The sequence below is a fragment of the Pseudorhodobacter sp. E13 genome (assembly GCF_003991405.1).
Classification (GTDB): Bacteria; Pseudomonadota; Alphaproteobacteria; order Rhodobacterales; family Rhodobacteraceae; genus Pseudorhodobacter.
The window spans coordinates 1-19,706 of record NZ_RPEN01000129.1 but is presented as its reverse complement, the minus strand read 5'-3'; the positions used below and the strand labels follow the sequence as shown (position 1 = coordinate 19,706).

Annotated in this window: 15 protein-coding genes and 5 pseudogenes; 12 read left to right on the top strand and 8 right to left on the bottom strand. The window is 53.3% G+C overall.

Annotated features, from left to right (window positions below):
• Window positions 1–240: 240 nt before the first annotated feature.
• The 5 genes from EGN72_RS01280 to EGN72_RS01260 all read right to left on the bottom strand — a co-directional run bounded on the left by EGN72_RS01280 (window position 241) and on the right by EGN72_RS01260 (window position 5,778).
• Entirely contained in the window at window positions 241–1,425 is a 1,185-nt protein-coding gene (locus EGN72_RS01280) for a glycosyltransferase family 1 protein (protein WP_127044842.1), read from the bottom strand.
• Window positions 1,422–2,666: a glycosyltransferase gene (locus tag EGN72_RS01275; protein ID WP_127044841.1), complete on the bottom strand. Its 1,245-nt coding sequence runs from the start codon at window positions 2,664–2,666 to the stop codon at window positions 1,422–1,424. The genes EGN72_RS01280 and EGN72_RS01275 overlap by 4 nt, the downstream gene beginning before the upstream one ends.
• A 2-nt stretch (window positions 2,667–2,668) precedes the next feature.
• A complete protein-coding gene (locus tag EGN72_RS01270; RefSeq protein ID WP_158623107.1) occupies window positions 2,669–3,892 on the bottom strand; it encodes a bifunctional 2-polyprenyl-6-hydroxyphenol methylase/3-demethylubiquinol 3-O-methyltransferase UbiG in 1,224 nt (407 codons plus the stop codon).
• 282 nt (window positions 3,893–4,174) lie between these two features.
• Window positions 4,175–4,954 (bottom strand): hypothetical protein, encoded by a 780-nt coding sequence (locus EGN72_RS01265; RefSeq protein WP_127044839.1) that lies wholly within the window; start codon window positions 4,952–4,954, stop codon window positions 4,175–4,177.
• The gene (locus tag EGN72_RS01260; protein ID WP_127044838.1) at window positions 4,951–5,778 is read right to left on the bottom strand and encodes a glycosyltransferase family 2 protein; all 828 of its coding nucleotides are present in this window, start codon (window positions 5,776–5,778) and stop codon (window positions 4,951–4,953) included. Before EGN72_RS01260 ends, EGN72_RS01265 begins: the two co-directional genes overlap by 4 nt.
• A 139-nt stretch (window positions 5,779–5,917) precedes the next feature.
• Between EGN72_RS01260 and EGN72_RS01255 the strand changes: the two genes are divergently transcribed.
• The 6 genes from EGN72_RS01255 (at window position 5,918) to EGN72_RS01230 (ending at window position 15,589) form a co-directional block, all read left to right on the top strand.
• Complete coding sequence (locus EGN72_RS01255) at window positions 5,918–7,414, top strand: glycosyltransferase family 1 protein (RefSeq protein WP_127044837.1); 1,497 nt, start codon at window positions 5,918–5,920, stop codon at window positions 7,412–7,414.
• A gap of 274 nt (window positions 7,415–7,688) precedes the next feature.
• Window positions 7,689–9,116 carry a mannose-1-phosphate guanylyltransferase/mannose-6-phosphate isomerase gene (locus EGN72_RS01250; RefSeq protein ID WP_127044836.1) on the top strand — a complete coding sequence of 476 codons (1,428 nt, stop codon included), beginning with the start codon at window positions 7,689–7,691 and terminating at the stop codon, window positions 9,114–9,116.
• A 177-nt stretch (window positions 9,117–9,293) separates the two neighbouring features.
• A complete protein-coding gene (gene gmd, locus EGN72_RS01245; RefSeq protein WP_127044835.1) occupies window positions 9,294–10,280 on the top strand; it encodes a GDP-mannose 4,6-dehydratase in 987 nt (328 codons plus the stop codon).
• 4 nt (window positions 10,281–10,284) lie between these two features.
• Window positions 10,285–11,265 (top strand): GDP-mannose 4,6-dehydratase, encoded by a 981-nt coding sequence (locus EGN72_RS01240; protein ID WP_127044834.1) that lies wholly within the window; start codon window positions 10,285–10,287, stop codon window positions 11,263–11,265.
• Between the two features lie 427 nt (window positions 11,266–11,692).
• Window positions 11,693–13,111 (top strand): phosphomannomutase, encoded by a 1,419-nt coding sequence (locus EGN72_RS01235; RefSeq protein WP_127044833.1) that lies wholly within the window; start codon window positions 11,693–11,695, stop codon window positions 13,109–13,111.
• 699 nt (window positions 13,112–13,810) lie between these two features.
• Window positions 13,811–15,589, top strand: a complete 1,779-nt coding sequence (locus EGN72_RS01230; protein ID WP_127044832.1) for an ABC transporter ATP-binding protein — start codon at window positions 13,811–13,813, stop codon at window positions 15,587–15,589.
• Between the two features lie 74 nt (window positions 15,590–15,663).
• Here EGN72_RS01230 and EGN72_RS01225 read toward each other — a convergent pair.
• Window positions 15,664–15,849 (bottom strand): annotated as a pseudogene (locus tag EGN72_RS01225) (IS256 family transposase); the annotation flags it as partial.
• Here EGN72_RS01225 and EGN72_RS01220 point away from each other — a divergent pair.
• A pseudogene (locus tag EGN72_RS01220) lies at window positions 15,841–15,954 on the top strand (IS110 family transposase); the annotation flags it as partial. The pseudogenes EGN72_RS01225 and EGN72_RS01220 overlap by 9 nt on opposite strands.
• A 168-nt stretch (window positions 15,955–16,122) precedes the next feature.
• Here EGN72_RS01220 and EGN72_RS01215 read toward each other — a convergent pair.
• Window positions 16,123–16,314 (bottom strand): hypothetical protein, encoded by a 192-nt coding sequence (locus EGN72_RS01215; RefSeq protein ID WP_127044831.1) that lies wholly within the window; start codon window positions 16,312–16,314, stop codon window positions 16,123–16,125.
• Window positions 16,315–16,671, bottom strand: a pseudogene (locus EGN72_RS01210) (ISKra4 family transposase); the annotation flags it as partial.
• A gap of 287 nt (window positions 16,672–16,958) precedes the next feature.
• On the opposite strand from EGN72_RS01210, the pseudogene EGN72_RS01205 reads away from it, so the two are divergent.
• From EGN72_RS01205 to EGN72_RS01185, 5 genes and pseudogenes are all read left to right on the top strand, one after another.
• Window positions 16,959–17,585: pseudogene (locus EGN72_RS01205) on the top strand (sugar nucleotidyltransferase); the annotation flags it as partial.
• A 17-nt stretch (window positions 17,586–17,602) separates the two neighbouring features.
• Window positions 17,603–18,085, top strand: a complete 483-nt coding sequence (locus EGN72_RS01200) for a hypothetical protein (protein ID WP_127044830.1) — start codon at window positions 17,603–17,605, stop codon at window positions 18,083–18,085.
• A 15-nt stretch (window positions 18,086–18,100) separates the two neighbouring features.
• Window positions 18,101–18,775 (top strand): hypothetical protein, encoded by a 675-nt coding sequence (locus EGN72_RS01195; protein WP_127044829.1) that lies wholly within the window; start codon window positions 18,101–18,103, stop codon window positions 18,773–18,775.
• An 18-nt stretch (window positions 18,776–18,793) separates the two neighbouring features.
• Complete coding sequence (locus EGN72_RS01190; RefSeq protein ID WP_370323138.1) at window positions 18,794–19,156, top strand: recombinase family protein; 363 nt, start codon at window positions 18,794–18,796, stop codon at window positions 19,154–19,156.
• A 108-nt stretch (window positions 19,157–19,264) separates the two neighbouring features.
• Window positions 19,265–19,597 (top strand): annotated as a pseudogene (locus EGN72_RS01185) (transposase); the annotation flags it as partial.
• Between the last annotated feature and the right edge of the window lie 109 nt (window positions 19,598–19,706).

Here is a 19,706-nt window from a genome sequence, read left to right as displayed (position 1 = left end):
CGAAGCGCCGATGGCAAAGGTGCTGACATGACCGATCCTCCCATACAGGATGAATCACAAATACGACCCCATGGGAATCCCCCGATTCAAGTTTTCCCCGAAACGCTTTAGTGAGGGCATCATGGAATCCGCGCAAAGTTGGAGGAAACTTTGGGTCAGGTCAATACAGATAAACCAAGCTGCAAACTTGCGTTAAAAACACAGCATCATTTCGAAGAATGGCCGTATTAGCCTTACATCTTATCCGCCAATTTGGTTCTGACTTTTGGACATGGCCAGCGCCGCGTCTGTAAGCCTGTCACGCACCAATTTATAGGTTTTATTATAGTCAAACGTATCTGCTCGCGCACGAGCGTCTTTAATGACTTTCTGCAAGTGTCCAGTTTTTGCGTCCCACAAATAGTTGCGGAACGCGGCATCCAGCGTGGCGCTTGAGTAGGGGTCAAAATAGTATCCGGCGTCACCCATTACTTCAGGCAGAGATGTGGAAACGGTTGACAAAACGGGCAAACTGAAGCCCATGGCCTCTAGGACTGGAAGGCCGAACCCTTCGAATAGGGATGGATAAAGCAGCGCAGATGCTCCAGCCAACAGCGCATCTTTCCGCGCTTCGCTAATATAGTCCATATAAACGATCCTGCCGGAATGAGCCGCGTGTTCCAGCCCCCATTGCTGGATTTGAGATTGAAGGCTTGGACCCCAGCCTTGCCGACCGGCAAAGACCACGCGATGCGTGCGCAGCACATCAGGATACGTGGCGAGCCAATTTAGGATCAATCCAATATTCTTGCGGGGCTCAATGGTCCCTAACATCAGAAGGAAGGGTTCGACATTCATCGAGCCTATCAGGTCATTAGCCGCTTTCTGGGCACTATCGTCTGCGGTATGACCCAACAGGCAAACAGTGATTTTGTCGCTAGAAACATCAAAAATCCATCCAAGGTCGCGTGCAGTCGATTCTGAGATAGAAAACATATGGTCACAGAGGGAAACCTGCTTGGAGATGCCAATATTATGGTATTCTATCGTTTGAGACGTATGGCATTCTGGTGTCAGAAGAGGTGAGAAGTCGTAGAACATCATGGCCTCCCAATCGTACAATTTGTAGAGTGGGCGCTTATTAAGATAAAGTCCAATGGTGCCGTCGAGTGGTCCCTCTGCGCGAAGTTTGTCCATGATATTGGCGGCTTTAGGTAGCTTGGCACAAGCCGCTTGAAGCGCTTTACCGCTCCGGTCTGCGATACATTTATCTACAAGTTCGCGGGGGACAATTCGATCTACGGCAATAATGTGAACCTCTTTATCGGGCTCAGTAACCGCTCGGCGAACGATTTCGTAGGTAACATTTGATATGCCGGTATATTGCTTTTCCCAAAGCGGACTTGCATCTATCACCCAAGGGATGCGGGGGCCGGTGCCGATCATGCTATAACCTTATGTACGAGAGCGCTGAAGTCTGTTTCAAACCGTGCTTGGCCAAACCGTGCCTCGACGGCCTTACGGCCGCGTCTGGCAAGCGCACGTTGTTCATCCGGAGCAAGAGACAGTGCCGTACAAATTGCTGTAGAGATTGCCTGAGGGCCTGCTGGAAAATGTGTGAAACTGGCGTGTTCTGCGAAGGCATTAACGCCGCCCCCCGCCGCTTCGGCAATACAGTCTATCCATACAGCATCTTCAGGGCCAAGATAGCTTGCCATTGCTGTATTGCGTGTTGTGATGATTGGGATGTCTTGAAGCGCGGATTCCACTAACGGAAGATTAAGGCCTTCTGCAGAAGGGGCGCTAATATGAAAATCAGATCGAGCACGAAGAGCCGCCATTGAGGGTTCATCGAGGTTCCCGGCACAGAATAACACGGAATCGCTTGTTTCGTGATAGTTGTATATGTTGCGGAGTATCTCGTTGATGTTTCCAATTGATGTTCCTTTTCCATCAATCACCAATTTGATCACAAGCAAGAATTTTTGCCCTGCGGCACGCGCCAACCGGGCACCTTCCAGGAGCTTATCTATCCGCTTGCGCTTATCGAACGGGTTGAGAACGGCCAGTAGAACACACTGCGGGCTGCTTTCCATAGCTTGTCCGAAGGTAATAACAGTAGGCTGATTAGAGATATTTTCACTAGCCAGAAAAACTGTCGGCATGGCCAGAACGTCGCTATCGCCTTGTGGGGGGATAGGAAGAATCGGCGGCGGCAATGTCACGGCCTGTGAGAGGCCCGCTGCGTGCAGGTTATCCCGCGTGAAATCGGTCCAGCACATGATACTATCTGCGCGGCCCAGCACGGCCAGTTGATTGAAAAAAGGAGGAAATCCATCAGTGCCCGAGAAAAACTCAGGGAACTCCCAGCCGCAGACAAATAGGTTTGGCAATCCATAAAAGGGGCGAAGATGTTCAACAGGCTTGACCGCAATGTGAAGATCGCGCGGCCCAATGCCCAAAACGGCCTTGGCTGCGGAGGCCTGATAGATTTCGGGGCGAGCAATATGTTTAGGTGACAGCCCTGCCCGCACCAAGCCTTCGGAATATAGCCGCGTGATTAGCTTCCACGAATAATGCGTCTGCCCAAAGACAAGTTCTGGATCTTGAAACGGCAGCCGTTCCTCATCCAGCAGGGAACTGACAAAAATTGACCCTGGCTCTGCTACATTTTGGTTCCATGCCATGGTCAAACTCCGTCTACGGAAGAACGGTCGGCCCGAGTGACCAGCTCTTCAATTGTCATAACATTTTCCGGAAGATCCGCAGGGCGGGGACGATGGGGTTTGAAGGCAAGAATGTTTTCGTCGGGCTCAAGCACAGGAGACAATTTCTGACCAGCGGGCCAAGACAATGCCAAGTAATCAGGGCCATTCATCCACTGCCGGAAAGCACGACGTGGGCGCCCATCAGATTTAAAAATCCAATTGCGGAAAATGCCTCTTGGTTTTCCACTCTTGTGAAAAAGCATCCGTCGGAGAGCGCGCTTCGGGCGTCCGTTAGAACGCCGGAACAGAAGGCGTTCCAGCCAGTTACGTTCAAACTGTTGACGCAGGACCATCAGTTCTTGTTGCAGGTTTGTTAGATCGTGGCGCTGCGATGTCAGGTTTTGGCGCAAGCTTGTTAGCTCATCGTGCTGCGATGTCAGGTTCTGCGAAACATTAGCAATACGGGCCGCGGAGGCTTCGTCAAATTTTTGCACGCAACTGTAAAGATCCACGCCAAGATGGAGCGCGAAGGCAGCATCTAGATCACGCGCCTTTGGCCCGTCAACCTGCGCAACGACAGCGTAGTCAAAAGAAACATCTGTAAGTATGCTGCCGAGATGGGCGGCCGTTTCTTCCTGTGGGTCGGCGCCTTGAAGCCTTAGGATCAGGTTGCGGGAGAACCCTGAATTCTCGGCCACGAAGCTTGTTAAAGCTGGCGGCAGAGGTTTGATATGCGTCGGGTCAAGATGGAAATTTACAAGTCCAACGACTGGATTTTCCGGGTTTGGCGTTTCAAAGATCAAGATGCCGCCAGGACGTAAAGCGCGACGGGCCTCTGCCGCTATTTCACGCACCATATTAAAGGGCAGATGTTCAATCAGATGAAAAGCAGAAACCAATGTGAGTGTCGAGTCTGGAACCATCTTCAATGCGGTCAAGGCATCCATTCTGTCAACGGTCAGACCTCTGGTCCGCGCCACATCAAGCATGCCTTCGTCAAGGTCAACGCCGCGCGCGTTTAGACCGTAATCGGCAAGAGTTTCGAGCCACTCCCCACGTCCACACCCCAGATCAAGCGCCAACGTCTCTTCATCTTGCACGGCTAGAGGCGTCAAGAACGGTTCATAAACGCGCAACCGCTTACGAATAAGTGAAGGATCACCACGAAATTTAGCCTCAAAGTCACGATAGAAGGTATCAGTCATAGCCCCACGTTTCATTTGTCTTTACAACAATGACCTATAGAGACTTACCTTAGATCGCTAGAAGTTTTTGACGCGGACGTTTGAGCTGACGTCTTTGCGTGGCCTACCGCCACCGCTATATGTCGATCGTCTCCCAGACCGGAAACCTACCATGTTTTATCACGCGAAGCATGTCTGGACTTTGACGCCCGGAGGTTCCCACTCGTTTAGGATGGTTTTCTGTAAATAGTTTATTGATCGGCTGCGCTAATTGTTTTCAGGTGAGGCAGAAAACGCAGGCCTTCAAGGCAGCCGGCCGCCAAAACTAGTCCAGTAATCAGCCACCCAAGATACGCGACCATTACCTAAGTGCGGAAAGCGATCCCAGAAATTGACACCACCCCGCAGCAGCGCTGCAGGACGTGGGTCGCCGTGAAAGGCCACCACCTTCGTCGAGGCCGGTGGGGCCTTAGGGGCAAGCACAAGATCAAGCCCTATAGGTTGGCGCAGCCAGCGCTTGAAACTGATGACCCAACCACGCGGCCAATAGTCCATTGAGGACGCATATGCCCCGACAAAATCCTGCTCATTGTGAAATTGTCCCATAGCCACTGCGGGATCGGAGGTAAAGGCATCAAATATCTGCCCTTCTTTTCCCAAATCGAAGGCGAAAAGACACGTACCCGCCTCGGGTGGCTGGCTTCCTCCCTCGGGGCGCCAAGACTGTCCCATGTCTGTTGTCACAAAAGGCGCCGGACAGTCGAAAAAATCGTCAAGGTCGCGCAGCACCATCATGTCCAGATCTATGAACAGCGCACGCCCCCGCAACCCCGCCAAATCGCGGTGGTATAGGGCGATCTTTGGCCAAACACCGGGCCTATACCAATCGCTCGGGGCAAGGCCGCAATCGGGCAGTGGCAAACTTTCGATTTCAGGCAGCAGGCCCGTCGCATCGTCGGTTAGGCAGACAAAGCGAAACGGGCGGTGGGACGCTGCACGGCAAGCATTGTGAAGCACATTAACGTAGTCTGAGGAAAACAATGTCCCCCATTTCATCGTCAAGATGACAGGTGTTTCGCTCATTTCCACACTCCATGATGTTGGCGCAGATACTCTACACCCAAACGGTCGGCACCACCACGACCAACACCCTGTTCGACATGCTGACGCAAGGCCGCTACACGGTCAAAATGGCCATCGGAATAGACGGGGCGCGCTTCGTCATGCACCCAGACATGGGTACCATTCTGAGCGGCCATACCCGAAATCCAGACGTCATCGACGGTCCATATCACATCCGGAATGTCGAAAGCCGCTTCTGGAATGGCTGAAACAGGAATCAAAGCCCCCAAAAATCCTTCAAAGACGTCGACATAACCGGCGGCTTCATAAAGACGCCGCGGTGGATGCGACAGGCCAAAGCTGAACGCGCGCCGCAACCGATAGGCCAGCGTTCGCCCCCCGCGCGGTTCTTGGCGCGCCCGTGGCAGGACCGGACTTTCCTGTGACATGTCAAATCTATCAGCGATGTTCCATCCCCGTTCGCACAGGATGTCATCAGAACGCTTGGCGCGGGTGCGGCGAAAGCGGGCCACCCAGTCGGGATCTTGCAACCGGTCATCGTCGCAGACCAAAAGATCCGTATCACTGCCCGCCCATCGCTGCGCCGCAGGAAGAATTTTGGTAGCAGGGCCGTAATCGACCTCAGTTTCATGGATCTCTACCCAATCAGGCAAAGGCGGTAGGGCAGGGCGCTCGCCTGGAAACCGGCGGTAGTGCTTTGGCAAGGTCAGCTGCACCCGATCGGGCCGAACGCTCTGCTTGGCGATAGAGGCAAATTTTGCTCCAAGATTGGCAAAACGAGGCGGAATCGCTGTCAGGGTAATCACTATCTGGCGTTTGGGCATATGTGCTTTCGTTTTTTCACGGGTAAGGCAGTAAAGACTATTATTATCTGATTTGCTTCAAGAAGCCAAAAGGCCTTTGTTGTTGAAATGAAAGAGTCGCGTTCCATAGGATACCTTGACCCCTCTTGGCATTCATGGAATGGCCAATATTCTAAGCACAAGACCCAACACGATATCCAGTTCAGGTAGAGCCATGCAGAACATCTTCTTCGACATCACGAGGTTGGCTTGGCATCTTAGACGGTCCGACACCTATTCAGGCATTCAACGAGCCGCAGTGATGATGATCGCTGAAACCGTTAATCGGGTCGGGGCCGAGCATGTGTTTCTATCTCTCTACGACACGCGCAAACTGCGCTATCGCGCAATCTCGATGCGATCCATTGAGACAGAGACGCTTATCGATGCTCGGAAGTTTCGTTCAGTCTTGGGGATGGATGTCGACGAGGACGCGGTTTTCCCGCCGTTGCGTGGTTATGCCAGCAACCGCAAGAAATATAGCTTCCATCTGGCACGCTTTCATTTGAACGCGCTCCTGCGCAACAACACCTTTTTCCGCCAGCGCAATGTGACCATTGCGGATTGGAAAAGTTACTTGCGCGCCAAACGCCAGACAGGAAAGGCCATAGCTGGAACCGAATTTGCAAGCTTGGCAAGCAAAGGGGATCATCTGATCTTGCTGGATTGTTCTTGGGCACTGGCGCGTTCAATACCTCATTTCAAAAAAGCGCATGAGAATGGGCTTTCGGTGCATGTCATGGTCTATGATCTGATCCCAATTGTGCGGCCGGAGTTAGTGACAGAAGGGGCCTCGATGCAGCTTTATGACTGGCTCTTGTCGAGCCTCGATTTCACAACCGGATATCTGGCGTGTTCTCAAGCCACCAAGACCGACTTGGAAGCGTTTCAAAAGGCCCATAACGTCTCGCGGCCGGTTTCCCTAATACCCTTGGCCCAGAACATGGTTACGGCCGCGCCGGTGGTGCAAGCCAAGGGGCCGTTGGCCGAACGGGTGAATGCCGAGGCCTATCCTCGGGTGCTGGAATTGGTCGGGGTCAAGGATGCGATCCGATCCTTGCTGCAAATGCCCTATGTGCTGTGTGTTGGCACCTTGGAAACACGCAAGAATAACTGGCGTATCGCGCTGGCCTGGGATTTGCTGCGCAAAACAGTGCCGATCAACCAGATGCCAAAGCTGGTGTTTGCGGGACGATCAGGCTGGATGAACGATGATTTTAACCGGTTGATGGTCAATACGGGCCAGCTTGACGGTTTTATCTCTTTGATCGAGGCCCCCAGCGATGCCGAACTTGCCCTGCTGTATCAGAACTGTTCCTTTACAATCCTCGCCAGCCATTACGAAGGCTGGGGCCTGCCCGTCGGCGAAAGCCTAAGCTATGGCAAGACGGCTGTAGTCTCAAATAACAGCTCATTGCCCGAAGTGGGGGGCGATCTGGTGCGCTATTGTGATCCTCTGTCGCCTCAATCGATCATGCAAGCCTGCCACGATCTGATCGTCGACCCCAGCCAGCGCGAGGCCCTGGAGGCCTGCATTCGGGCAACGCGGCTGCGTACATGGGCCGATGTCGCAGACGATATGATCAAAGCGACCGTGAGGGATAAAGCCATTCTTTGACAGAACCAGGCCCGCCACGGGACAGGCCCATTTAGGCTCCATTGACCTTCACATCGAAATATTGCATCTCAGACCCCAGATATAAAGCTATCCAAGGATCTTGGCGTATCATGGAAAGGGAGACTTTTTAGGGCCGCCAGACTTGGAAACAACCGTTTCACATCTTCACATAACGGCGCATACGTTGATGCCTGGCCCATAAATAAGTGTCGCACTATGAGTACAAAGGGCCCCTCACAAACGATGCCACATAATTTGAAATAGGTAACACATTATGATTCACCCAGTCATTCTTTGTGGCGGAGCCGGTACACGCCTCTGGCCATTGTCGCGCAAGGCTTTTCCAAAACAGTTTTCGTCTCTTACAGGGGCCGAGAGTTTGTTTGTCGCTTCGGCGCGGATGCTGTCGGGCGTCGAGTTTCACCCGCCACTGGTGGTGACGGGTGCGGATTTCCGGTTTGTTGTAACAGAACAGCTGGCAGAGGCCGGATTAAAGCCTGGACCCATTCTGATCGAGCCGGAAGCGCGCAATACCGCACCGGCAATTCTTGCCGCAGCCCTGACCCTTAGTCGATCTGACCCAGAGGCAATCTTGCTGGTTGCCCCTTCTGACCACGCGATCCCAAAACCAGAGGCTTTCCGCGCCGCCGCCCTTTCAGGGCTGGATGCCGTGCGGGATGGCCGAATTGTGACCTTTGGCATTACACCGACGGCACCAGAAACCGGCTATGGCTGGCTTGAAATAGCCGCCACGGGTCCGGGCCCAACCTTGCCGCTACAGCGCTTTGTCGAAAAACCGGATGCCCAAACCGCCGATCGTATGTGGCAATCAGGTGGTTTCCTGTGGAACTCTGGCATTTTTCTCTTTTCCGCGCGGACGATCATCGAAGCATTCAAAACACACGCCCCCGATCTTCTGGCGCATGTGACCGCTTCTGTAGAGCAAGCCCAAGAAGACATGGGCTTTCTGCGTCTGGCGGCTGAACCTTGGGCGCAGGTTGCGTCTATCTCTATCGATTATGCCGTTATGGAACATTCGGACCGCTTGTCCGTTCTGCCCTATGACCAAGGCTGGAATGATCTGGGCAGCTGGGACGCCGTAGCCCATGAAATGGGCTGTGACGATCAGGGAGTGGCGCAGTCTGGAAGCGTGACGGCGCTTGACTGCCATGACTCCTTGCTGCGTTCGGACAGTGAAGGGCTTGAACTGGTCGGCATTGGCTTGCGTGATCTGGTCGTGGTCGCCATGAACGATGCCGTTCTGGTGGCGGATCGGTCTCGCGGACAAGAGGTTAAAGTTGCGGTTGACGCATTGCGCGCCAAAGCGGCGCGGCAGGCTGAAACCTTTTTGCATGACCATCGTCCTTGGGGCCATTTCGAGACGCTGGCTCTAGGCGATCGTTTTCAGGTTAAACGCATTGTCGTTCGGCCAGGCGCGGCCTTATCTTTGCAAAGCCACCTACACAGATCCGAGCACTGGACCGTTGTCTCGGGCACAGCCCGCGTCACGGTGGGCGATGACGTGCGCCTGTTGACGGAAAACCAGTCAATCTACATCCCGCTAGGAGAGCGTCACCGCCTCGAAAACCCCGGGCGCCTCCCGATGGTGCTAATTGAGGTTCAGACGGGGGCATATCTTGGCGAAGACGACATCACCCGCTATGATGATGTCTACGCGCGCGGACAGGGTGCTAAAGGTTAAATATGAGTAAGAGCCTGCAAAACGGCTCTTTACCATTTTACGACGCTAAGCTTACGTCGCGTGTCGGCGGAACAAGACTAACTGGCGCTTTTGCTCGCAAAAACCTGCCACGGGAAAGATCTAAATCTTCGTGTTTGGCATAAAAATGTCGCGCGATTTAAAGACAAGGGATACGAAATGACCAAACGTGCATTGATCACCGGCTTGACGGGGCAAGATGGCGCTTATCTTGCACAGCTTTTGCTGTCTAAAGGGTATGAGGTACACGGCCTCGTCCGTCGCAGCGCCTCTGCCGACGTGATCGACGCCCGCTTGCGGTGGTTGGGGATCGCGGGCGATATTCAGGTCCACGATGGCAACCTTACGGATCTGTCATGTCTAATCCGCATTTTGCGCGATGTGAAGCCGGATGAGGTTTATAACCTTGGTGCGCAGTCATTTGTAAAATCGTCCTGGCAACAGCCGTTGCTGACCGGTTCGGTCACGGCATTGGGCGCGCACAACATGTTGGAAGCCGTTCGCTTGGAGGCGCCTGAAGCGCGCTACTATCAGGCGTCTTCTTCTGAAATGTACGGTCTTATCCAAGAACCTATCCAGTCGGAAAAAACACCGTTCTACCCTCGTTCGCCTTATGCCGTGGCAAAGCTTTATGCACATTGGATGACGGTAAACTACCGCGAAAGCTTTGGGCTGCACGCGTCTTCGGGTATTCTGTTCAACCATGAATCGCCATTGCGGGGCATCGAGTTTGTAACGCGTAAAATCACGGATGGTGTGGCGCGCATCAAGCTTGGCCTGACAAATGAACTTGCACTCGGCAACCTGGATGCGACCCGTGATTGGGGTCATGCACGTGATTTTGTGCGTGGTATGTGGTTGATGTTGCAGCAGGAAAAAGCGGATGACTATGTCATCGCAACCGGTCGGACCACATCCGTTCGGGACTTTTGTCAGATGACATTTACGCTTGCCGGTTTACGCATGGAGGATCACGTGGTGATCGATCCGCGTTATATGCGCCCTGCTGAAGTGGATGTTCTGCATGGCGATGCATCCAAGGCGCGTGCCAAGCTTGGCTGGGAAGCGGAATGTACGCTGGAACAACTCGTTTCCGAGATGCTTGAGGCGGATCTGGAGCGTGTAGCGCTTCAGCAGAAACGCTGATCAGATGAAGGACCAACCGTGCATTCTTGTACTGGGTGGCGGCGGCTTCGTCGGCACCCATCTGCGTACTGCACTCGTTGCACGGTTCGGAGATGGGGCACGGATTATCAATACCACGCGCACGCCAGTGGATGCTGGGGCGCTTGCGTTAGATATCCGTGACACCAATGCGGTGGCTGCGGTCGTCCAGCGTGAGAAGCCAACTCATATCATCAATCTGGTTGGGATTGCGGCCCCGATTGAAGCGCGCCGCAATCCGGCGCTGGCATGGGAATTGCATGCACTGGCACCGGATCGCCTTGGCCGCATGTTGTTGCAAGAGGCGCCCGATTGCTGGCTGTTTCACGTTAGTTCCGGCTTGATCTACGGGCGCACCGCGCTGGACGGTAAACCCGTAGATGAGCAGGCACTTTTGGACCCTATGGATATATACGCTGTCACCAAAGCAGCCGGTGATTTGGCTATGGGAGTTTTGGCAGGCGAAGGGTTGAAATGCCTTAGACTGCGGCCGTTCAATCATACCGGTCCAGGACAAACTGAAGATTTTGTAGTACCTGCCTTTGCCGCCCAGATTGCGCGGATTAAGGCAGGCCTGCAGCCTCCCGTTATGCAGGTAGGCAATCTTGACGCCGAACGTGATTTCTTGGATGTGCGGGACGTGGCGGCGGCTTATGCAACCTTGATTTCCCGCACCACAGATCTTCGTTCCGGCTCAATTTATAATATAGCCTCCGGTCACGCCGTTAGCATGCGAGAGATGCTTGACCGTCTCATTCAGCTCTCTGCGCTTGAAATTTCCGTCGATCTTGACCCGTCCCGTCAACGCCCGAGCGATCTTCCCCGCATTGTCGGATGTGTTAAATCGCTGATGCGTGACTCGGGGTGGAAACCGGCTTTTAGTTTCGACCAGACGCTTCACGAGACGCTTCTTTATCAGATGACAGCCGCAGGGGGCTCTGTTGATGGCGGGGATGCCCCCTCCTGACGGCATCGTAATGTGCCAAAGTAATAAGTGCTGAAAGCATCACAAGAGGAAGGAGCATCCATGTCCGAAGTTACCATCATCGGTATCGACTTGGCAAAGCGCGTTTTCCAGGTCCACGGGAATACAAAATATCTCGGACAAGGCAGTCGCGGCACAAAGACATGCCGGTCTGGATTGTTCTCATGAGCTTTTGCCGCACATTTCGCCTCTCGGACCGGCGAATAGCCTTCTCGCAGGAGAGTACAGGTGGATAAAATAACCCGTTACCGCCTTATGATACCATCCTGCCCCTACCGGAATTCACTCCTAGCACGCTCGCTTCATACAGTGAATCCCATCAGCCCATTTATGCAAAAAAGCCGTTGCGGTCCAATCACACGCAGTCCATTTTGGCTGTAAATGTGTTCCTTTAGGCTCAGAGATTTTCATGCCCCCCAAATTTGGCACCAGTGGCTTGCGCGGTCTTGTCACCGAACTGACCCCCACCCTGATCACCGATTACACCCGCGCCTTTCTGGCTGCCTGCCCGCATGGTGGGGCGGTGCATGTGGGCTGGGATCTGCGCCCGTCCTCGCCCGCTATTGCTCAACTGGTAATCGCGGCTGTTCAGGCCGCAGGTTTGCGCACTATTCAGGTTGGGGCTGTGCCAACGCCTGCGCTGGCGCTGGGGTCGATGGGATCTGGCCATGGGGCCATTATGATTACCGGCAGCCATATTCCCGCCGACCGCAACGGGCTAAAGTTTTATGTTCCGGGCGGTGAAGTGTCCAAAGAGGATGAGGCCGCGATTAACGCGCGTCTGGGTGGCACATGGGAGGCTGTGGCCAGCCCCATTCCTGTCGAAATCATCTATAACACGGCGCAAACCTATATTGACCGTTATGTCACCGGCTTTGGCCCTGCCGCCTTGCAAGGGCTGACAATTGGCATTTATGAACATAGTTCGGTCGCCCGTGACATCTTGGGGCAGGCGGTTGCGGCCTTGGGCGGCACGCCAGTATCGTTGGCACGGTCTGATATTTTTATCCCGGTTGATACCGAGGCGGTAGATCCCGACACCCGCAGCAAACTGGCCACATGGTGTGCGGAAAACAAACTGGATGCGCTGATTTCAACCGATGGTGACGCTGACCGCCCGATGATGGCAGATGCCACTGGCCAGATTGTCCCCGGCGATGTGTTGGGCGCGCTGACGGCGGCGATGCTGGGCGCGCGGGTGATATGTACACCGGTGTCTTCAAATTCGATGATTGCTGATATGCCGATGTTTGGTACGATTGAACGCACGCGCATCGGATCACCTTTTGTGATTGCTGCGATGGAAGCGGTACTGGCAGCCAGCCCTGCAGCCACTGTTGTTGGCTATGAGGGAAATGGCGGTTTTCTGCTGGGGTTTGAGGCGCAAGGACCGGCAGGGCCAATTGCCCCTTTGGCCACGCGTGACTGCTTGTTGCCACTGCTCGCCCCCTTGGCTGATGCCAAGGCACGCGGGATCAGCCTTGCCAAATTGGTGGCGACCTTGCCACCGGTGTTTACCGCCGCCGACCGCGTGGCAGAGGTGCCAAGCAAAAAATCCGGCGCCTTTATCGCCGATCTGATCAGCAACCCCGTCGCCCGCGCCGCGTTCTTTGATACGATGGGGCCAGAAGCCGAGCTGGACCTGACCGATGGGTTGCGCATACGATTTGCCTCGGGCGCGGTGGTACATTTGCGGCCTTCGGGCAACGCACCGGAATGCCGCTGCTATGCCGAGGCCGCAACGGCAACCGAGGCCGCTGATTTGGTTACAGCCCATTTGGTAAAACTAAAGGCGCAACTGAGTTCTGTCGCGAATTTTTCATCTTAACGCGTGAACGGGACTGGATCCCGGGCCAACCGAGGATTGCAGACCCATTTGATCTGTTTGAATATAGGGTGTTGATTTCCACTTAGAAATGAGCGGGTGGGGGTGCGGACGAAACGTTGGACAATCTTGGAGATAGTTCATGTTTAGCTAAGAAGAGCGCATACGCGCAGTTTAAGTGTATATCAAACTCGGCAAGCGTGCTCGGGTAACGATTTGCGCATTCGGTTTTCTCACCAAGAACGCTCTGCGTGGCTGGTAACGGGACTATGCGCAGTAAAAAGTACAAAAATGAGCGACAGTAACACAGCCTGGCCTATTACAATGCCGTATGGCCCCATTCACCCCACGGCATCTTGACCCCAAATGAGGCCATTCAAATCAATAAAAATGGCCGCCTGAGAGGAAACTCTGTTTCACCGTTAAAAGGATTGCGATCTGCTCGAAAAAGCGGGACCACCTCTTATTGCTTGGTCTAAGCAATCTGAAAAAACGTCTTGCATTTAAAGGGGCATCCACACGCGGCTTCTATGACCCGCGACAGGTCTAGAATAGCACGATGGTTGAACAGGTCATCCGCTTGGGGTATCGAACAGCGTGGGATCAGTGAGAATTGTGGATCTGATATTATAGCGACGGTTCAGATGCACGGGTCGGCCTAGCATGAGCGGACTGCTGTCAAGTGTAGTAAGGCTAATACATATGAACACTACAAACAGACGCTTTAACCTGTTCAGGCGCGCGACGGCTGACAGTCTTCTTTGGCGCTTGCTGACGGAAAGCTTACCCGAACACAAAGGCAAATATGCCGCGGCAATCGCCGCAATGGTTCTGGTCGCATCCACTACGGCATTATCCGCTTGGGTCATGGGCGAGATTGTCGACGCTATGACAGATGCCGAGAATAAGCGGCGTATTTACTGGGTCGCGACCAGCGTCTTTCTTATCTTCACGGCGAAAGGTTTTGCCAGCTTTGCACAAACTGTGTTGATGGCGCGGGCCGGCAACCGGATTGTCGCAGAAAAGCAAACGTCGCTGTTCAAGCGTCTGCTTGGCCAAGGTATCGCCTTTTTCAACACGACTGAATCTTCGGACTTGCTGCTGCGGGTCACGCAAAGCGCGCAAATGGCGCGCAATGTGATTGACGTTGTGGTCACAGGCTTTGTGCGCGATCTTCTGACGCTGATTGGCTTGGTCGCTGTCATGTTCTATCAGCAACCCTTTTTGTCGCTGATCAGCCTTGTGGTTGGGCCCGCGGCGGTTCTTGGTGTGCGCATGATCCTGACCAAGGTCCGTGCGATTATGGCGCAGGAAATGGCTGGGCTGGCCGAAATCATCAAGGTTGTGCAGGAAACCTCTACCGGCGCACGGGTTATCAAAGCCTTTGCGCTAGAAGAGGTCATGCAAAGGCGTATGGCTTCGGCGGTGCGAGACGTCGAAAAACGCTCTAACAAGATGGTGCGGCTTGAATCAGCCACGTCACCACTGATGGATACTTTGACAGGTGCCGCCATCGCCGCGATTGTTTTGCTCAGCAGCACCAGTTTTGCAGGGCAGTCAGTGGGTACACCAGGGCAGTTGATGTCTTTCGTGACGGCCTTTCTGATGGCGTATGAACCGGCAAAGCGCCTGTCACGGATGCGCGTCACAATCGAAGCCGGTATGGTCGGGGTTCGCATGATGTATGACTTGCTGGACATGCCCTTGACCCTTACCGAAGCCCCTGACGCGCAGAAATTGACCGTCGGGCCGGGCAAGGTGACGCTTAACAATGTATCCTTTGGCTATGCGAACGGCGCCCCCGTCATCCACGATCTTGACCTGACGTTTGAGGCTGGGCAGACAACTGCACTGGTCGGCCCATCCGGCGGGGGTAAATCGACCATCCTGAACTTGCTCTTGCGGCTGTATGATCCCTCAGAAGGCGTGGTGTGCATCGATGGCAGTGATATCCGGCAAGCGACCTTTGCCTCGCTGCGTGAAAAAATTGCCTTTGTGGGGCAAGATACATTCCTGTTTTCCAACACAGTCATGGAAAACCTGCGCGTTGCCCGCCCGAATGCCACGGATGAAGAGGTGTTTGACGCCGCGCGTGTTGCCCACGCCCATGACTTTATTGAAGCGCTGCCCGGCGGCTATCAAACCCATATCGGGGAAAATGGCGCGTTTCTATCTGGTGGGCAGCGTCAACGGCTCTCGATCACGCGGGCTGTCTTGCGCCACGCGCCAATTCTATTGCTGGATGAAGCAACAAGCGCGCTCGACAGCCAGTCAGAGGCATATATCCGTGATGCACTGGCACGGGTCAGCGCGGGCGTGACCACGATCGTCATCGCACACAGGTTGGCAACCGTGCTGGAAGCCGACAAAATTTGCTACATAGAGGCGGGCGAAGTGAAGGAACAAGGCACGCTGCAAGAGCTTCTTGCAAAAGGCGGCAAGTTTAAAAAGCTTTATGAGACGCAGTTCCAGAATGGGTGATGGAACGGTAAGTGGTACGGTTTCAACGGGTCGCTGCAACACAGGCTTTAAATTTCGCGGCATTCGAACGTCAGGTGCCATCCGGTCACACGCACCTTGAGCCGCGGGACGTCCAGAGCAGTAATCCCAGTCTGGATCTGCCGTTCAGGGCCCAATCCATGCCGAACAATCCGTTGGCGGCCATCCTCGAGGTGCTCAGCGGCAAAACTGGCGACAAAGGTATCAGCCTCGGCTTTCAGCGCCTCTCCCAAGAAGTGTCTATGCGTGGGCTGTTGCGAAACTTTGGGTTGAAAGTTGGTGCCATCTCTCGGGGCAGGTATGAACACCGAATCCGCGAAATGGCGGACGGCAATTCGATGCTGGAGGCCGCGACATGTTAATTGCCACTGAGAATTGAGAATTTATCAACCGGATCGAAGACACTGTTGTTGCGAGAAGCATCAGGCCGCTCGCAGCCCTTCAGCTGTTCCTTGCTCCTCTCAGGAAGTATTGACCAGATCCTAGTTACACAAAAGACAGGATGCTCTCCCCTTTCAAGAAAATAGGATAGGCTCAGCACTGCATTTATCGCGTACCAACCCAAGATCGCCTTTATACATCTTGGCCACAACATCGCGCAAAGCATCGTCATACATCCCGCCATAGCTTGGCGCTTTGCCCTCCAACATCAAAGCATGAAGATCGCGCAGTGGCGCATCAAGGAGAGTACCGTAAAGTGTGGGCAATCATGCAGCCATTTCGGTTTCGGACGAAGGTTTCAACGCCGGATGCCATTGCTCGAACTTGGCGCGCAGGGTGCCATCGAGGGCTCTGGTTCGGGTTTGCAGCATGAGGTGCGCGCCTCGTTTTGACCAGCGCATTTGCTGCCGCTTGCCGAAGCGCTTTCCAACAACGGTGTTGACGGTGCTTTCGACAAAGCCGGTTGAAACGCGTTCACCGTACCGTCGTCTTTCCGCATAGTTCGGGATCATCAAGGCGTTGTTGGCGATGTAGGTCTCGAACTCGGACGCCGCCTTCCGAAGTGCCTTGATGCTGGCATAGTCCGTCTCGACAACTTCCAGATCGATGACAAGGTCTTCGATCGCTGCCTGACCATTGTGAAGGTTGGCCCGGGGCAGTGACGGTGTTTGAGCTGGGTGATATCGACGCGATGGAGCTGCGCGAGGTGATGAAGCTGGCCAATGCGCCGAACAAAACTGGAGAAAGCTACGCGGCTTTGACTACCTCGCCAAAGTCATCACAGGCGTTACGCTCAAAGACGGAATTGCAACCACCAAACCCAGCCAGATCGCGGCATGACCCAAAACACTCAAACACCAGATTTGACAATAACTCTCTTTGTCGGGGGAGAGGCTCCAACGGGCCTGATGAGGATTTTCTGGCCGGAGCACCCTCCATCCTTGTGCTGGGTGACAACAGCTTTTTTGGCCACGGTCTACCCGAAATTTTGAAATCTGCCGACGAGCAAGAACAGGGCAGCACCGTCTTCGCCTATCGCGTCAGCGACCCTAAACGCTATGGCGTGGTGGCCTTTGGCAACGACAACCAAGTCACCGAAATCGTAGAAAAGCCTGTTTCTCCCACGTCAAACTATGCTATTACTGGCCTTTACTTCGTTGACGGCACGGCTCCAGATCGTGCGCGAAATATTAAACCATCCGTGCGGGGGGAGGTTGAGATCGTTGACCTTCTTCAATCCTACCTGAATGACGGTGCTCTCAAGGTACGCCAGATGGGAAGAGGTTATGCATGGCTTGACACCGGTACCCATGGAAGCCTTCTCGATGCAGGAAACTTCGCTCGAACACTCCAAGCGCGGCAAGGGCTTCAGGTTGGCTGCCAAGAAGAAATAGCATATAGATCCAATTGGATATCACGTGAACAGTTAGAACAGAGCGCCAAAGTTGTTTCCAAGTCGACCTATGGAAAACATCTTCTTGATCTACTAACCGACGACAAGCATCTTGAGATTCAGTGCAGACAAAAAAGATCCTAAACACACAAGGAAACAATGTGAACAAGCTATGGGTCTTAATTATATCCATAGCCGTTGCCGGATTAACGGCATGCGGCTTTAGCCCAGTTTATAAAGAGGGGAGCCAAGTTGGGAAAGCGCTCCACGAAATTCGGTTAGCAGATCCTACTAGCGAGATAGGATTCAAATTTCTGCCTCAAATGCAGCGGAAATTTCCTCAAGCAAGCGATGCTACTATAAACATGAAATATTCAATTTCTCTAGCGGAAAGAGAGCTTGGGGATCGAAACATCGTTATAAATGCGCATATGTCATATAACCTGACTGATTTAAGATCAGGATCCCTTATAACGTCTGGCCAAGTATCTTCTAACACTTCTTTTACATCATCAACCAGTATCGTTGGAGATATGATCAATGAAGCCAGCAGGGACCACGCCTTAAATCGCTTGGCGGAAATGCTTGCTCAGGCCGCATACCACGAAATTATCATGAAGCTTGCAGCTATCAAAGCTAATTAATAGTTTGGAGATATTGTGAAGGACAAACACATTAATAACGTGATTCAAGAGAACTCCTCCTTTGATACTGTGTATGGATTTAGCATCATCATTGCGTGTTCTGATTTTGCTGCGGATCTAGATAAAACGACTAGTTTTTTGAAGAAAACTGGCATGCCTAGTGTTGCTCACAGCTCGGTATTTACATACAAATATGCCCCCACCAAAAAATCAAACATTAGCGAAACTCACACGGGATCTAATGAGTATATCGCTTGCGATTGCTTAAAATCTTGCCTGGCGATGAATGATTCTCCATATGTGCTATTCTTAAAAGCAGGCTCTAAGATTTCATGGGGCTCTATTGATGCACTTTACCGTGCTGCACGAGAAAGACCTGATGCTGCCGCGATTGGGGCTGTTCTACGAAACGCAGCAGGCCGCATAGTTTTTCCGAAGAGAGCGCGCAAGTTAAACTCGCTCTGGCGTTCACTTTTGCCAAATTACATTTTAAGTTATGAAAATATTGTTTCTGTAAATGGATTCTTCACAGATGCAATGCTATTTCGAAGTGACGTTTTAGATGCGGTATCCGATCATATGTCACCTTATACAGAAAAGATCTTTTTAGAAAAGATCAACTGGCTCGGTGAATCCATTTGTGTACCAGCCGCACAGCTGTTGGCCTTGAGTGCGCATAACGATATTTGAGTGAGATATAGCTGAAAGTTGGTCTTGTCACGGTTACGTTCCGGCCTCGCCGGTTGGAAAGTGTCCGTCGTGGCCATGAGTGGCATGACATTCGAACTGGACACGCCGCATGGCCGGATGATGGCCACCATGCTGGCCGGGATCGCCCAGTTTGAACGCGACCTCCTTAGCGAGAGGGTCAAATCCGGACTCGCCGCTGCAAGGGCACGCGGAAAGAAGCTCGGTCGCCAAAAGGGTCAGAGGCCGAAATCTGACAAGCTCGCGCCAAAAGTCGTTCAGGCTGTGGCAGAGGGCCGGTCATACCGATGGATCGCACGCGATCTCGGCATCAGCAAAAACACCGTGCTCGCCCAAGTTCATCAGTTAATCAGTTCAACCTGAACAACCATTATGCCGTTGATTTAATGCGATAAACAGTCACTTTTTCTGGCTTTTCCCTGCAGGGTTTTATAGAATCTCTTTGTAAACCCTGCAACTTTGGTCTTGCCCATGAAGCATCGTTCGCTCCCGCCTGAACAGGATGACCTTCTGCGTCCGCGCTTGGTTGATCTGATTGATCTGCGCCATGCGTTGGTCAAGCTCACCGCCCTGATTGACTGGGACGTGTTCAAGCGGGAATGGTCGGGGTTCTTTCCATCAGCCAAAGGTCGCCCAGCGACGCCGCCCAGATTGGTTGCGGGGCTGTTATATCTCCAGCACGCCTATCGACTCTCTGACGAGGCGGTGGTCGCCCGCTGGGTTGAAAACCCTTACTATCAGCACCTCACCGGCGAGACGTTCTTTCAGCACCGCCCACCGATCGATCCTTCATCTCTGACGCGGAGAGCACCCCAAAGCGTGGGGCAATTGCGTTTTGATGGTAATTCTGGCAAGAATTATGGATGCATTCTGCCCCCGAAACCTTCCAGCTGAAGATCCGGCTTTTGGGGAT